The organism is Acidovorax sp. GW101-3H11, from assembly GCF_001633105.1.
In the GTDB taxonomy this organism is placed as follows: Bacteria; Pseudomonadota; Gammaproteobacteria; order Burkholderiales; family Burkholderiaceae_C; genus Acidovorax.
In genome coordinates this window covers 154,946-168,494 of the sequence record NZ_LUKZ01000009.1, presented here as the reverse complement: position 1 = coordinate 168,494, position 13,549 = coordinate 154,946, and the positions used below count along the sequence as shown (strand labels likewise).

Here is a 13,549-nt window from a genome sequence, read left to right as displayed (position 1 = left end):
CTAGAAATAGGGGAGGACTTACCCGAGGATATTAGTCAGAACGGGACCTGATCGGTAGGGTACTTCCAGAAGTCACGCAACAGGTAACTGACCGGCAGGTTCAGCACCGTGTTGTTCGGGGGGATGGGTTTGTTGAACCACTTGTCATAGATGGGATAAATATCGCGGCTGGTGATCAGACGGCGCATTTCCTCGTCCACCAGCTTTTTGAACTCAGGGTCGTTCTTGGGCAGCATGATGGCCAGCGGCTCGGTGGTCATGAAGCGGCCCACCACCTTGAGTGCCTTGGGGTCGGGCCGCCCAGCGGCCAAGCCATACAGCAGCACGTCGTCCATCACAAAGGCATCGGCCTCGCCTTTTTCGACCATCTCGACCGCCTTGGCGTGGTCGGGCGCTTCCATGATGGTGATGCCCATCAGGCGCTCGCGGTTGGCTTGGTCGGCCGCCTTGAGGGGCGTGGTGCCCTTAGTGGACACCAGCTTCTTGCCATTGAGGTCCTCCACCTTGTCGATGGGGCTGGCGGATTTCACCAGCAGCCGCGCGCCGGTGATGAAGTGGGGAATGGTGAACGCCACCTTCTGGCGCCGCTCGGCGTTGTTGGTGGTGGAGCCACACTCCATGTCGGCCTTGCCCTCTTCAATCATGGTGATGCGGTTGGCGGGCGTGACGGCCACGAACTCCACTTCCATGTCCTTCTTGCCGGTCTTCTTGCGCACCACCTCGGCCATGCGCAGGCACAGGTCCACGGCGTAGCCCACGGGCTTGCCCGACTGGGAATCGACATACGAGAACGGCACCGACGACTCCCGGTGGGCAATCACCAGCTTGCCGCCCGCGCTCACGCGCTCCAGGACCGTCGCCGCCTGCACGGACGCCGCCAGCAGGCAGCCCAGGGCGACCAGGCCCTTAGCGAATCTCCAGTGCTGAACTTTCATACGACGTCCCGTTAAAAGAAAGGAATCGGGTTTGCAATGTTCGTGCCATCGTGGCAGTTGCAGGCATGTGTTGTTGCCACCGACCCAGCGATGGCGCGAACTGTACGTGTCGTTACTATGAAACTCCAATGCCGTTTGCGGGCGCAACTATGCAAAGTGTTTATATCCGTATTTACCCTTAGCATGACCCTGCCTGGGCCTGGAGGTAGGTCCAGAGCGCCTGGGCCGTGCCCTTGGGGGCTTCTTTGCCCCCCGGTTTCTCGCGGTAGGCCCGCACGTCCATGGTCATCTGCAGGCCCTCGGCTTCGGAGGGTGCGGCGCTGACCAGGCGGCGCGAGCGCAATTCTTTCTTCACGGCACTGTGCGGCAAAAAGGCCACGCCATGGCCTTCGAGCGCCATGGCCTTGAGGCCCTCGGCCATGTCGGTCTCGTACACCCGCTCCAGGTGGATGGGCGTGCCCGACTGCTTGAGGATGAGTTCCGTGACCCGCCCCAGGTAGGCGCCGGGCGCGTAGCCCAGGTAGGGCAGCGGCTGGCCTGCGCGGCCCGGCAGGCGGTGCACGGGCTGGCCGTCGGCGTCGGCCTTGCTGTAAGGGGACAGCACCTCCTGCCCCAGGCTCACCATCTCGTAGCGGTCGGCATCGAGCTGGAAGGGCTGGGAGGGGTGGTGGTAGGCGATCAGCAGATCACAGCCACCTTCCACCAGGCGCATCACGGCGTCATGCACATTGAGGGCGATCAGCCGACTCTTGAACGGGCCGAACTTGTCGGCCAGGCTGGACACCCAGGCCGGGAAGAAGGTGAACGCCAGCGTGTGTGGCACGGCGAACTCGATCATGTCCTTGCCCGCGCTGGTGTGTGCGCGCAGCATGGCACGGGTGTTCTGCAGCGCCTGCAGCATTTCCAGCGCCTGGTCATACAGGGTTTTGCCAGCGGGCGTGAGGCGGGTGGGGTAGGAGCTGCGGTCCACCAGATCGGTGCCCGCCCAGGCTTCGAGCGCCTGGATGCGCCGCGAGAACGCGGGCTGGGTCACATGCCGCAACTGGGCGGAGCGGCTGAAGCTGCGCGTTTCCGCAAGACTGACGAAATCTTCAAGCCACTTGGTTTCCATCGGCGCATTATCCGCGCGCAGGCTGCGCCCTGCTGGCGCCCGGCATGAGGGTTTCTACAGATCATGCGCGGCGCGGGCCTGCATGGTGTGTCGCCTGCACGCCCCCGGCCGGGTCCAGCGGCGTCGTTTGCCGCACTGCACCAATGCTGTGCATGCTTAGCAGGCAACGCATAATGCGCTGCGCGCCCACCCCGCCGCTCCATCGGTCAACGCCCAGGTGCACAACACCGCCGGGCCACAAGATCGGCATCCGCCCCGTGTGTTTTCTGACTCCCCGCGTCCATGTCCACCTCCACTCCCGATGGCCCGCCCGCTGCGCCCACAGCGCCAGCGGCTGCTGACGCCCCCCGATCCCTGCGCCTGGAAGACTGGCTTATCGTCCTGACGATGGCCGCCCTGGCACTCATCACCTTCGTCAATGTGGTGGTGCGCTATTTCACCGATGCTTCGTTTGCCTGGACCGAGGAGATCTCGGTGTTCCTGATGATCGTGCTGGCCCTGGTGGGCGGCTCGGCGGCAGTGGCGCGGCAGCTGCACATCCGCATCGAGTTCTATGCCGATGGCGGCTCGGAGCGTCGGCGCCAGGTGCTGGCACAGTTCGGCGCGCTCATGGTCGCGCTGTTGTTTGGGCTGATCACGGTGCTGAGCGTGCGCGTGGTGTGGGACGACTACCGGTTTGAAGAAACCTCCCCCGGCATCGGCGTGCCACAGTGGTGGTATTCCGTCTGGCTGCCGGTGCTGTGCGCGCTGACCACGGCCCGGGCACTGCAACTGTGGGCACGCCTGCGGCGTACAGCGGCCCCCTCAGCCACCACGGAGGCACGCACATGATCGCCACACTGCTGTTTGTGGCCTTCCTGGGCATGATGTTTCTGGGCGTGCCGATTGGCGCCGCCCTGGGCCTGGCGGGCGCTGCCGCCATTGCACTGGCCAATGCCGAGACCCCCTGGTTCGGCCTGCTGGCCGTGCCGCAGAACTTCTATGCCGGGCTTGGCAAATACCCGCTGCTGGCCATCCCCATGTTTGTGCTCGTGGGCTCGATCTTTGACCGCTCGGGCGTGGCGCTGCGGCTGGTGAATTTTGCGGTGTCCATCGTCGGGCGCGGCCCGGGCATGCTGCCGCTGGTGGCGATTGCGGTGGCCATGTTTCTGGGCGGCATCTCGGGCTCGGGCCCGGCCACTGCCGCCGCCGTGGGCGGGGTCATGATTGCGGCCATGGCGCGCGCAGGCTACCCCGCCGCCTACTCGGCCAGCGTGGTGGCGGGTGCAGCGGCCACCGACATCCTCATCCCGCCCTCGGTGGCCTTCATCGTGTATTCGGTGCTGGTGCCCGGCGCCTCGGTGCCCGCGCTGTTTGCGGCCGGCATGTTCCCCGGGGTGCTGGCGGGCATTGCCCTGATCGTCCCGGCCGTGTGGCTGGCGCGGCGCCACAAGATGGGTGGCGCCGAAGCCGACATGCCGCGCCCGCCGTTCTGGCGCAGCCTGCGCGAGGCCTCCTGGGGCCTGGCAGCGCCGGTGGTGATCCTGGGCGGCATGCGTGCAGGCTGGTTCACGCCCACCGAGGCCGCCGTGGTCGCCGTGTTCTACGGCCTGTTTGTAGGCATGGTGGTGCACCGCACGATCCGGGTGCGCGACCTGTTCACCATCCTGCGCGAGGCCGGGGAACTCTCGGCCGTGATCCTGGTGGTGGTTTCGCTCGCGGGCATCTTTGCGTTCTCGCTGTCCACACTGGGAGTGATCGACCCCGTCACCCGCGCCATCGTGCAGTCGGGCCTGAGCGAGCAAGGCGTGCTGGGCGCGCTGATTGTGGTGCTGCTTGTCGCGGGCATGTTCCTCGACGGCATCTCCATCTTCCTGATCTTCGTGCCCCTGCTCATGCCCATCATGCAGCACTACCAGTGGGACGTGGTGTGGTTCGGCGTGGTGCTGACGCTCACGGTGGCGATTGGCCAGTTCACGCCCCCCATGGCCGTGAACCTCATGGTGTCCAGCAAGATTGCGGGCGTGCGCATGGAGCAGACCACCCGCTGGGTCGTGTGGTTTGTGCTGGCCATGACCCTGGCCATGCTGCTGGTCGTCGTGTTCCCGCAGATTGCGCTCTGGCTGCCCCAGCGCCTGGGCTACTGATTTCCTCTTATTGATTACTCACCCACCCACTCATCCATCCAACAAGGAGACAACCCATGAAACTGCGCACCTTCCTCACCTCGGCCGTGGCCGCTGCGGCCGCCCTCGCCTTCACTGCCCCCGCCGCCATCGCACAGACCACGTACAAGAGCGAGTACCGCATGTCGCTGGTGCTGGGCACTGCCTTCCCCTGGGGCAAGGGCGGCGAGCTGTGGGCCAACAAGGTGCGCGAGCGCACCCAGGGCCGCATCAACATCAAGCTGTACCCCGGCGTGTCGCTGATCCAGGGCGACCAGACGCGTGAATTCAGCGCGCTGCGCCAGGGCGTGATCGACATGGCCGTGGGCTCCACCATCAACTGGTCGCCCCAGGTCAAGCAACTCAACCTGTTCTCGCTGCCCTTCCTGTTCCCCGACTACGCCGCCGTGGACGCCGTGACGCAGGGCGACGTGGGCAAGAGCATCTTCGCCACGCTGGACAAGGCCGGTGTGGTGCCTCTGGCCTGGGGCGAGAACGGCTACCGCGAAATCTCCAACTCCAAGAAGGCGATCAAGACCCCTGAAGACCTCAAGGGCCTGAAGATCCGCGTGGTGGGCTCGCCCCTGTTCCTGGACACCTTCACCGCCCTGGGCGCCAACCCCACGCAGATGAGCTGGGCCGACGCACAGCCCGCCTTTGCCAGCGGCGCGGTGGACGGGCAGGAGAACCCCCTGTCCATCTTCACTGCCGCCAAGCTGCACAGCGTGGCGCAAAAGAACATCACGCTGTGGGGCTACGTGAACGACCCGCTGATCTTTGTGGTGAACAAGGAAATCTGGAACAGCTGGACGCCCGCCGACCGCGAGATCGTGAAGCAGGCCGCCATCGACGCGGGCAAGGAAGAAATCGCCATCGCCCGCAAGGGTGTGGTCGAGGCCGACAAGCCCCTGCTCAAGGACATCAGCGCCCTGGGCGTGACCGTGACCCAGCTCTCTCCCGCCGAACGCGCCGCGTTTGTGAAGGTCACGCGCCCCGTCTATGACAAGTGGAAGGGCCAGATCGGCGCCGACCTGGTGAACATGGCCGAGAAGGCGATCGCGGCGCGCAAGCAGTAAAAGAAAGCAAACACCTGCCCGCCCTGCGCCGTCAGCGATCTGATGGCGCTATACAAACAATAGCTGCCAGCGCTTATCCATCAGGCGCAAGCGGCTATTTTTGTATCAGATCGCCCTCCGGCACCGGGTGCTTGACCGCGTTCTTGCGCAGCTTGTTCTCCACCGCCTGGGCCAGGTCCACGCCTGCGTGGTCGGCAATCTGCAGCAGGTAGAGCAGCACATCGGCCACCTCGTCGGCAATGGGCTCCTTCAGCGCCGGATCGCCTGCTACCGCCAGCGACTGCTCGGGCGTCATCCACTGGAAGATCTCGGCCAGCTCGGCGGCCTCCACCATCAGCGCCATGGCCAGGTTCTTGGGCGTGTGGAACGGCTGCCAGTGGCGCTCGGCCGCAAAGGCGCGCAACCGGGCCTGCAGGGCGTCGAGATCGACAGCGGGCATCAATACTCCTGATTTGATAGCTAAAAGCGCTTACCCATCGCGCGCAAACGGCCTTTTTTATTCAAATTTCAGAGCGGCGACACCGGCGCCTCACCCGCCAGATGGCGGCGGGCGTTCTCCAGGAAGCGGTCCACCGAGGCCTGCACCGCCTCGGGCGACCAACCCGCCACATGGGGCGTGAGCACGACGTTGTCCAGCCCGACCAGCTCGGCCGGGGGCGCGGGCTCGCTCTCGTACACGTCCAGCCCCGCAGCGGCGATGCGGCCTTCGCGCAGCGCGGCGGCCAGGGCGGCCGTGTCGATCACGCTGCCACGTGCAATGTTGACCACCACGCCGCGCGGGCCGAGCGCGCTCAGCACGGCGGCGTTCACCAGGTGCTGCGTGCCCGCGCCGCCGGGCGTGGCAACGATGAGGAAGTCCGTCCAGTCGGCCAGCGCAGTCACGTTGGCAAAGTAGCGGTGGGGCACATCGGTGCGCGCGCTGCGGTTGTGGTAGCCCACCTGCATCTCGAAGCCCAGCGCACGCTGCGCGATCTTCTTGCCGATGGTGCCCAGGCCAACGATGCCCAGGCGCTTGTGCGACACATTGGGCGGCAGCGGCAACGCCGTGCGCCACACGCCCTGGCGCGTGAGCTGGTCCAGCCGGGGGATGCCACGCACCGCGGCAATCAGCAGGCCCAGGGCATGGTCGGCCACGCAGTCGTCATTGGTGCCCGCACCAGTCGCCACCACAATGCCGCGCGCCTTGGCATGCGCCACGGCGATGTTTTCGTAGCCCGCGCCCAGCGCGCAGACGAGGGTGATGTTCGGCAAGGCATCGATCTGCGCGGCAGACAGGCCCGTGGCGCCGATGGTCAGCACCACGGTGATGCGCGGGCCATGCTCGGCGATGGCGGCTGCGGCCTGCGCCGCGTCGGGCGCGTAGACCAGCTCGAACGACTGCGCCATCTGGGCGCGGTGTTCTTCGGACAGGAACATGAGGGCAAGCAGGACAGGCTTCATGGGGACGGATATCGCAAAAAAGTGAAAAAAGGCAAGGAGGCGCGGATCAGGCCGATGGGTCGCTTTGCTGGAGAGACCACATGCTGGCGTAACGGCCGCCCAGGGCCAGCAGCTGCGCGTGCGTGCCGCGTTCGATGATGCGGCCCGCGTCCATGACCAAGATCTCGTGCGCGTCCACCACCGTGGACAGGCGGTGCGCAATCACCAGCGTGGTCTTGTTCTGCGCCACGCCCTGCAGCTCGGCCTGGATGGCGCGTTCGTTGGCCGAGTCCAGCGCGCTGGTGGCCTCGTCAAAGATCAGGATGGGCGGGTTCTTGAGCAGGGTGCGCGCAATCGCCACGCGCTGCTTTTCACCGCCCGAGAGCTTGAGCCCCCGCTCGCCCACCATGGTGGCGTAGCCCTTGGGCGTGCTGGCAATGAAGTCGTGGATGCGCGCGGCGCGGGCGGCGGATTCGATCTCGTCCTGCGTGGCGCCAGGGCGGCCGTAGGCGATGTTGTAGGCCACGGTATCGTTGAACAACACCGTGTCCTGCGGCACGATGCCAATCGCCTGGCGCACGCTGCCCTGCGTCACGCTGCGGATTTCCTGCCCGGCAATGGTGATGCGGCCCTGCTGGATGTCATAAAAGCGAAACAGCAGCCGCGCCAGCGTGCTCTTGCCCGAGCCCGAAGGCCCGACCACCGCCACGGTCTTGCCCGCCGGAATCTCGAAGCTCACACCGTGCAGGATGGTGCGCCCCTCCTTGGGATCGTAGGCAAACACCACGTCCTCGAAGCGCACGGTGGGCTGGTCCAGCCCCGCCAGCGGCTGGGCGCCGGGGGCGTCGGCCACCTCGCGCTCCTTATCCATCAGCGTGAACATCTTGTCCAGGTCGGTGAGGCTCTGCTTGATCTCGCGGTAGATCACGCCCAGGAAGTTGAGCGGGATGTACAGCTGGATCATGAACGCGTTGACCATCACCAGATCGCCCAGCGTCATGCGGCCATCGACCACGCCCTGCGTGGCGCGCCAGAGCATAGCCACCAGGCCCACGGCAATGATGAGCTGCTGGCCGGTGTTGAGCAGGGACAGCGTGGTCTGGCTCTTGAGCCGCGCGCGGCGCAGGCGCTCCAGGCTTTCGTCGTAGCGGCGGGCCTCGAAGCCCTCGTTGTTGAAGTACTTCACCGTCTCGTAGTTGAGCAGCGAATCCACGGCCTTGGAATGCGCGGCCGAGTCGAACTCGTTGGCCTCGCGGCGGAACTGGGTGCGCCACTCGGTCACCAGCACCGTGAAGAGGATGTACAGCGCCAGCGCCGCCAGCGTGATCCACGCAAACCAGGCATCGAACTTGATGGCCAGCACCGAGAGCACCAGCACCACCTCGACCAGAGTGGCGACCACGTTGAACAGGGTGAACGAGATCAGCGACTCGATGCCGCGCACGCCGCGTTCGATATCGCGCGTCATGCCGCCGGTCTGGCGCTCCAGGTGAAAACGCAGGCTCAGGGCGTGCAGGTGCTCGAAGGTCTGCAGCGCAATCGAGCGCGCCGCGCCCTGGGTGGCCTTGGCAAACACCAGCTCGCGCAGTTCGGTGAACAGCGAGGTGGACAGCCGCAGCGCGCCATAGGCCACGAGCAGCCCCACGGGCACCACCAGCAAGGCGGCCGGGTCGCCGGGCTGCAGGCTCATGGCATCGACCAGCGTCTTGAGCAGGATGGGCACGCCCACGTTGGCAAACTTGGCGCCCACCATGAAGACGATGGCGGCGATCACGCGCCATTTGTATTGCCACAGGTAGGGCAGGAGCCGGTGCAGGGTGGCCCAGTCGGACGGGGCGGGCGGGGTGGTGCCAGCGGCGGGGGCGGGGGCAATGGCACCGGCAGCGGTGGGGGCAGTTTCGCCGTGGTGGCGCATGGGGGACAATTCCGGTTGTTGTTTTTACCGACCTGGCTGATGCCCAGGTGGTTTTTCTCGGGGCGCAAGGCCTGGTGAAACCACCGGTTTCCCCAAGGATTGGCTCAGCCCCAACCGAGATTGTGCCCATGTCTGCCGTTTTCAGCCCACCACCCGCCGCATTGCCCACCGACAAGGAACTGGTGCTCAAGGTCATCCCTATGCCCGCCGACACCAACGGCAATGGCGACATCTTTGGCGGATGGGTGATGGCGCAGGTGGACCTGGCGGGATCCGTGCTGCCCGCGCGCTACATCCAGGGCCGCATGGCCACGGTGGCGGTCAATGAATTCATCTTCAAGCAGCCCGTGCGCGTGGGCGACATCCTGTCGTTCTTCTCGGCCATCACGCGCGTGGGCAACACCTCGGTCACCGTGGAGGTGGAGGTGTATGCCGAGCGTTTTTCTGCTCAGGGGCAGTATGTGAAGGTGACCGAGGCGCGCCTGACCTATGTGGCCATTGATAACCAGGGCCGCCCGCGCCCGGTGCCCAAGCACGACGCACCGGCCTGAGTGCGGCGCGTTCGCGTGACGGCGCCGCAGTGACGCGCCGCTCGCGGCGGCGCGCAGATACGGGCGTCAGGCCGCCAGAGCAGTGGCCGGTTCGGTGCGCAAAGGCCCGGCCCCGCGCTGCAGATGGCTGCTGCTGGAGGCGCTGGATGACGACGATGAAGCAGAGGAGAACCCCGCCTCGATCTCGCCCGCCAGCTGGCCGCCCTCTTCCACCACCAGCTTGCCGTAGCGGATCTTGCCGTTGACCTTGCCCGAGCTGTAGATCACGAGCTTCTGGCGCACGGTGAGCGTGCCGTTGAATTCGCCGTGGATCTCGGCAATGTCGATCTCGGCCGAGCCCTTGAAAGCCCCGTTTTCCGAAATCTGGATCACGCGCGAATCCATGGTGGCCTCGACGGTGCCCTCGACCACGAGCGTGTCGCAGTCGGTGATCTCCACGCCCTTGAGCTTGATGTTGGGGCCCACCGTGAGCTTGCTGCCCGTGCTGTCGCTGGCGCTGCTGGGCTTGGGGGCTGCCGGTGCGGTCGGCTGCGCCGACGCTGCGCTGTTGTGCACCGCACTGCTGCCCAACACGGAGCCTGAAGTGGTGCTGCTGCGGGGTTGGAACGACTCGGGTTCACGCTTGCCAAAGAAGGGGTTTTGCACGGCCATCAGATCTCCTTGAAAAGAGGCCATGCTAGGTTTCGCATCTAGCGAAAGATGCCCCTGTTACGCAAGAACAGTAACCAAACGGTTCGGTCGTTGCATGCGCTTGCAGGGCTTGCAAGACCACACAGCGTGACACCCCCTGTCACCTGCGCAAGCCTCGCGCAGCGCGAAGCTTGATAGTCTGCCCCCCATGCAGATATCCGAACTCGCCCGCCTCACCGGCGTCACCGTGCATGCGCTGCGCCACTACGAACGTGCCGGGCTGCTGCGCCCTGAACGCCTGCCCAATGGCTACCGCCACTACGCCCCCTCGGCGCGGCGCGAGGTGGTGTTCATTGCCATGTCGCGCGCACTCGGGTTTGGCGTACCGCAGATCCGCAGCCACCTGCTCGCCTGGCGGCGTGGCCGCATCGGCCCCGGTGGCCTGGCCGATGTGGTGCAGGCCCGCGCCGACGAGATCCAGGCGCAGATCGCGGCGCTGCAGGCCCAGCACCAGCAGGCGCTGGACCATGTGCAGTGGCTGCGCGCCCGCCAGGCGGAGCAGGCAACACGCCAGCGCCCTGCCGCCAGCGGCACCCCACCGCGTGCACCCTGGCCCCGGGTGCGCCGCGCCCCCACCCCGCTTTCACAAGGAGACCGCCCATGACCCCCGACACCTCTGCCACCAACACCGAGCCCGCCCTGCAGCAGCTGCAGGCCGCCGTGCTGGCCATGCCCATGGCGCGCACCCTGGGCCTGCGCTTCGTGCATACCGCGCCGGGCGCCGTGACGCTGGAGATGCCCATCCTGGAATCGTTCTGCTTTCGCCCCGGCCAGCTGCAGGCCACGGCCGTGTATGCGCTGGGCGACTTCGCCGCCGTGGCCGCTGCAGGCAGCCTGCTGCCGCCCGGCTGGGCCAACGCCACGGTGGATGGCACGGTCAAGCTGTTTGCCCCGGCGCGCGGCGCCTGCCTGCGCGCGCGGGGCCGCGTGGTGGACGCGGGCCGGGTGCTGAGCATCTGCGCCGCCGACGTGCTGGCGGTGGACGCATCGGGCGCCGAGACGCTGTGCGCCACCTGGCTGGGCACGGCGCGCAACCTGGAGCCTCGGCCGGTCGCCTAGGGCCCCTCTGCACGAGTCAAGCGGCAAGTGTGCGCAGCGGATCGGGAGGGGCTGCAAGGCGCTGAACTGGAAAAATTGACGCAGCAATAGCCGTAGCTATTGCGAGTATTGGCAATGCAGCAGGCCGCCCGAGCCCGCTGATGCACACGGCGCGCTGATTCGTGCAGAGGGTCCCTAGAGATCAGGACACGATGTAGGCCGCCGCCCCGGCCGACATGATCTGCCCGTCCGGCCCCAGAAACTCCATGCGCGTGGTGGCCACGCGCGAGCCCAGGCGCAGCACCTGGGCGCGCAGCTCGAAGTGGCTGCCAATGCCGGGGCGCAGGTAGTCAATGCGCAGGTCGATGGTGCCCAGCTTGGCAAAGCGGTGCAGGCGCTGCTCGGGCGGCTCGTCCAGGTGTTTGGCACCAATCGCGGCCATCACGGCCAGGCCGCCCATGGCGTCGAGCCCCGCGCTGATCACACCGCCATGGATGCGGTTGTAGGCGTAGTGGCCCACCAGGTCGGGCTTCATGTCGATGCGGCCCACCACGCCATCGGGCGCCAGCGACGTGATCTTGAGGCCCAGCACCTGGTTGAACACGATCTTCTCTTCAAAGATGGCCTTGAGCCCGGCGATGAAGGCGGGCTCGAAGGCTTGCGGGGCGGGGGGCGCGGATTTGCTCATGGGTCTCCTGGGATGGATGGTGTGTGGGGAACAAGGGGCACAGCCCCGAATGCTCCTGATTTTGTAGCTATCAGCGCTTGATGGACAGGCGCAAGCGGCCATTTTTATCTAAAACTTGCCATGACGCCCTTCCCCGTCGGCAAACCGGGTGGCCCCGCGCAGCGCTTCGGCCAGGCATTCGCGCCCACCGGCCCACTCCTGCAGCAGCGCCTGCTGCAGCGGCAGGCCCTCGCCCGCCAGCGCACTCGCGCGGTCGGCGCGCAGCGTGGCCTGCGGGAAGGCGGCCAGCGTGTGTGCCAGCGCCAGCGCCGCCTGCAGCGCCTGGCCCGCAGGCACCACACGGTTGCACAGGCCGATGCGCAAGGCCTCGTCGGCCTCGACCTTGCGGCCGGTCAGGATCAGGTCCAGCGCGTGCGACAAGCCCACCAGGCGCGGCAGCCGCACGGTGCCGCCGTCGATCAGGGGCACACCAAAGCGGCGGCAGAACACGCCCATGTACGCGTCCTCGGCCATCACGCGCAGGTCGCACCACAGCGCCAGCTCCATGCCGCCCGCCACGGCTGCGCCTTCAATTGCCGCGATCACGGGCTTGGACAGCTGCAATCGGCTCGGGCCCATCGGCCCCGGCGGGTGGACCGCATCGGCGGCGAAATCGAGCGATTGCGCCAGCGCCTCGGGCGCCACACCGCCGGCCAGCAAACGCGCGCCCGACTGCAGATCCCAGCCCGCACAGAAATGCCCGCCTGCACCGTGGAACACGGCCACGTCGGCCTGCGCGTCCTGGTCGAACGCGACAAATGCGGCGTGCAAGGCCTGCGCCGTGGTTGCGTCCACCGCGTTGCGCACATCCGGCCTGTGCAGTGTCACCAGCGTGACACGGCCTTGCGTTTCCACCTCTACGGACATGGGGTTCTCCTGTGGGCGGGCTATATGCACCCGACGTAACTCCTATTGCGCGGGGGTTGGTGCTGGGTCAATATCCGCCGCTACCCGATCACGCCCCCCATCAGGGTTAGCCCCGAGTGCGGTGGGCAGCGGTCGCAGGCAGCATTATTTATGCAAAGCAACCGCTTTGTAAAAATCTTCTGGAGAGCCAGGGTGCAATTTGTGCAACTGTTGATCAGCGGTGTCTCCCAGGGGTGCATCTACGGGCTGATCGCGCTGGGTTTTGTCCTCATCTACAAAGCCACCGAAACCGTGAGTTTTGCGCAGGGCGAACTCATGATGCTCGGCGCGTTCTGCGGCCTGGCGCTGATGACCGTGCTGGGCTTTCCCTTCTGGGTGGCGGTGCTGGCCAGCGTGGTGGCCATGGGGCTGTTCGGGGTGCTGGTCGAGCGCGCAGTGATCCGCCCCATCCTCGGCCAGCCTGCGTTCTCCATCGTCATGCTCACCATCGGCATCGGCTATGTGCTGCGCGGCCTGGTCACCATGATCCCCAACATCGGCACCGACACGCATACGCTGCCCGTGCCCTACAAGGACCAGTCCCTGCGGCTGGGCGAGCTGGTGGTCAGCGCCGAGCAGCTGGTGGTGATCGGCGCCACGGGTGCGCTGTGTGTGCTGCTGTTTGCGATGTTCCGCTACAGCAAGCTGGGCATTGCGATGCAGGCCGCATCGCAAAACCAGCTGGCGGCCTACTACATGGGCATCCCGGTGCAGCGGCTCAACGGCCTGGCCTGGGGGCTGGCGGCCGTGGTGGCGGCGGTGGCCGGGCTGCTGCTGGCACCCATCACCTTTGTGCACGCCAACATGGGGTTCATCGGGCTCAAGGCTTTCCCGGCCGCCGTGGTGGGCGGCTTTGGCAGCTTGCCCGGTGCCATCGTCGGCGGGCTGGTGATTGGCATCGTCGAGTCGCTCTCGGGCTTTTACCTGCCCGACGGTTTCAAGGACACAGCGGCGTACATCGTGGTGCTGATCATGCTGATGGTCAAACCGAATGGACTGTTCGGCGAGAAGCTCCGTAAAAAGGTCTGAAAGACAAC

15 protein-coding genes are annotated in these 13,549 nt (G+C 66.3%); 7 read left to right on the top strand and 8 right to left on the bottom strand.

Annotated elements, in window-relative coordinates; genetic code table 11:
* Positions 1–35 precede the first annotated feature (35 nt).
* The gene (locus A1D30_RS06825; protein WP_063460031.1) at positions 36–935 is read right to left on the bottom strand and encodes an amino acid ABC transporter substrate-binding protein; all 900 of its coding nucleotides are present in this window, start codon (positions 933–935) and stop codon (positions 36–38) included.
* Positions 936–1,113: 178 nt separating this feature from the next.
* Positions 1,114–2,046: a LysR family transcriptional regulator gene (locus tag A1D30_RS06820; RefSeq protein ID WP_109790905.1), complete on the bottom strand. Its 933-nt coding sequence runs from the start codon at positions 2,044–2,046 to the stop codon at positions 1,114–1,116.
* A 282-nt stretch (positions 2,047–2,328) separates the two neighbouring features.
* Between A1D30_RS06820 and A1D30_RS06815 the strand changes: the two genes are divergently transcribed.
* Genes A1D30_RS06815 through A1D30_RS06805 form a run of 3 tightly spaced genes read left to right on the top strand, consistent with a single transcriptional unit; the run spans position 2,329 to position 5,266 of the window.
* Complete coding sequence (locus A1D30_RS06815; RefSeq protein ID WP_063460029.1) at positions 2,329–2,877, top strand: TRAP transporter small permease; 549 nt, start codon at positions 2,329–2,331, stop codon at positions 2,875–2,877.
* Complete coding sequence (locus A1D30_RS06810; protein WP_063460839.1) at positions 2,874–4,172, top strand: TRAP transporter large permease; 1,299 nt, start codon at positions 2,874–2,876, stop codon at positions 4,170–4,172. Before A1D30_RS06815 ends, A1D30_RS06810 begins: the two co-directional genes overlap by 4 nt.
* Before the next feature lie 56 nt (positions 4,173–4,228).
* A complete protein-coding gene (locus A1D30_RS06805) occupies positions 4,229–5,266 on the top strand; it encodes a DctP family TRAP transporter solute-binding subunit (RefSeq protein WP_063460028.1) in 1,038 nt (345 codons plus the stop codon).
* 94 nt (positions 5,267–5,360) lie between these two features.
* Here the strand turns inward: A1D30_RS06805 and A1D30_RS06800 are convergent, their stop codons facing one another.
* The 3 genes from A1D30_RS06800 to A1D30_RS06790 form a co-directional block, all read right to left on the bottom strand.
* Entirely contained in the window at positions 5,361–5,705 is a 345-nt protein-coding gene (locus A1D30_RS06800) for a nucleotide pyrophosphohydrolase (protein WP_063460027.1), read from the bottom strand.
* 68 nt (positions 5,706–5,773) lie between these two features.
* Positions 5,774–6,706, bottom strand: coding sequence for a 2-hydroxyacid dehydrogenase (locus A1D30_RS06795; protein ID WP_063460026.1), 933 nt, complete (start codon positions 6,704–6,706; stop codon positions 5,774–5,776).
* Between the two features lie 46 nt (positions 6,707–6,752).
* Positions 6,753–8,600, bottom strand: a complete 1,848-nt coding sequence (locus A1D30_RS06790) for an ABC transporter ATP-binding protein/permease (protein ID WP_063460025.1) — start codon at positions 8,598–8,600, stop codon at positions 6,753–6,755.
* A 128-nt stretch (positions 8,601–8,728) separates the two neighbouring features.
* Between A1D30_RS06790 and A1D30_RS06785 the strand changes: the two genes are divergently transcribed.
* Positions 8,729–9,151: an acyl-CoA thioesterase gene (locus A1D30_RS06785; RefSeq protein ID WP_063460024.1), complete on the top strand. Its 423-nt coding sequence runs from the start codon at positions 8,729–8,731 to the stop codon at positions 9,149–9,151.
* 66 nt (positions 9,152–9,217) lie between these two features.
* Here the strand turns inward: A1D30_RS06785 and A1D30_RS06780 are convergent, their stop codons facing one another.
* The gene (locus A1D30_RS06780; RefSeq protein WP_063460023.1) at positions 9,218–9,802 is read right to left on the bottom strand and encodes a polymer-forming cytoskeletal protein; all 585 of its coding nucleotides are present in this window, start codon (positions 9,800–9,802) and stop codon (positions 9,218–9,220) included.
* Between the two features lie 187 nt (positions 9,803–9,989).
* On the opposite strand from A1D30_RS06780, the gene A1D30_RS25175 reads away from it, so the two are divergent.
* Positions 9,990–10,445 carry a MerR family DNA-binding transcriptional regulator gene (locus tag A1D30_RS25175; RefSeq protein ID WP_063460022.1) on the top strand — a complete coding sequence of 152 codons (456 nt, stop codon included), beginning with the start codon at positions 9,990–9,992 and terminating at the stop codon, positions 10,443–10,445.
* Positions 10,442–10,900: a PaaI family thioesterase gene (locus A1D30_RS25170; protein ID WP_063460021.1), complete on the top strand. Its 459-nt coding sequence runs from the start codon at positions 10,442–10,444 to the stop codon at positions 10,898–10,900. Before A1D30_RS25175 ends, A1D30_RS25170 begins: the two co-directional genes overlap by 4 nt.
* Positions 10,901–11,081: 181 nt before the next feature.
* On the opposite strand, the gene A1D30_RS06765 is transcribed toward A1D30_RS25170, so the two are convergent.
* Positions 11,082–11,567, bottom strand: a complete 486-nt coding sequence (locus tag A1D30_RS06765; protein ID WP_063460020.1) for a thioesterase family protein — start codon at positions 11,565–11,567, stop codon at positions 11,082–11,084.
* 108 nt (positions 11,568–11,675) lie between these two features.
* Positions 11,676–12,473, bottom strand: coding sequence for a crotonase/enoyl-CoA hydratase family protein (locus A1D30_RS06760; protein ID WP_063460019.1), 798 nt, complete (start codon positions 12,471–12,473; stop codon positions 11,676–11,678).
* Between the two features lie 192 nt (positions 12,474–12,665).
* Between A1D30_RS06760 and A1D30_RS06755 the strand changes: the two genes are divergently transcribed.
* Entirely contained in the window at positions 12,666–13,541 is an 876-nt protein-coding gene (locus A1D30_RS06755; protein ID WP_063460018.1) for a branched-chain amino acid ABC transporter permease, read from the top strand.
* The last annotated feature ends 8 nt before the right edge of the window (positions 13,542–13,549 follow it).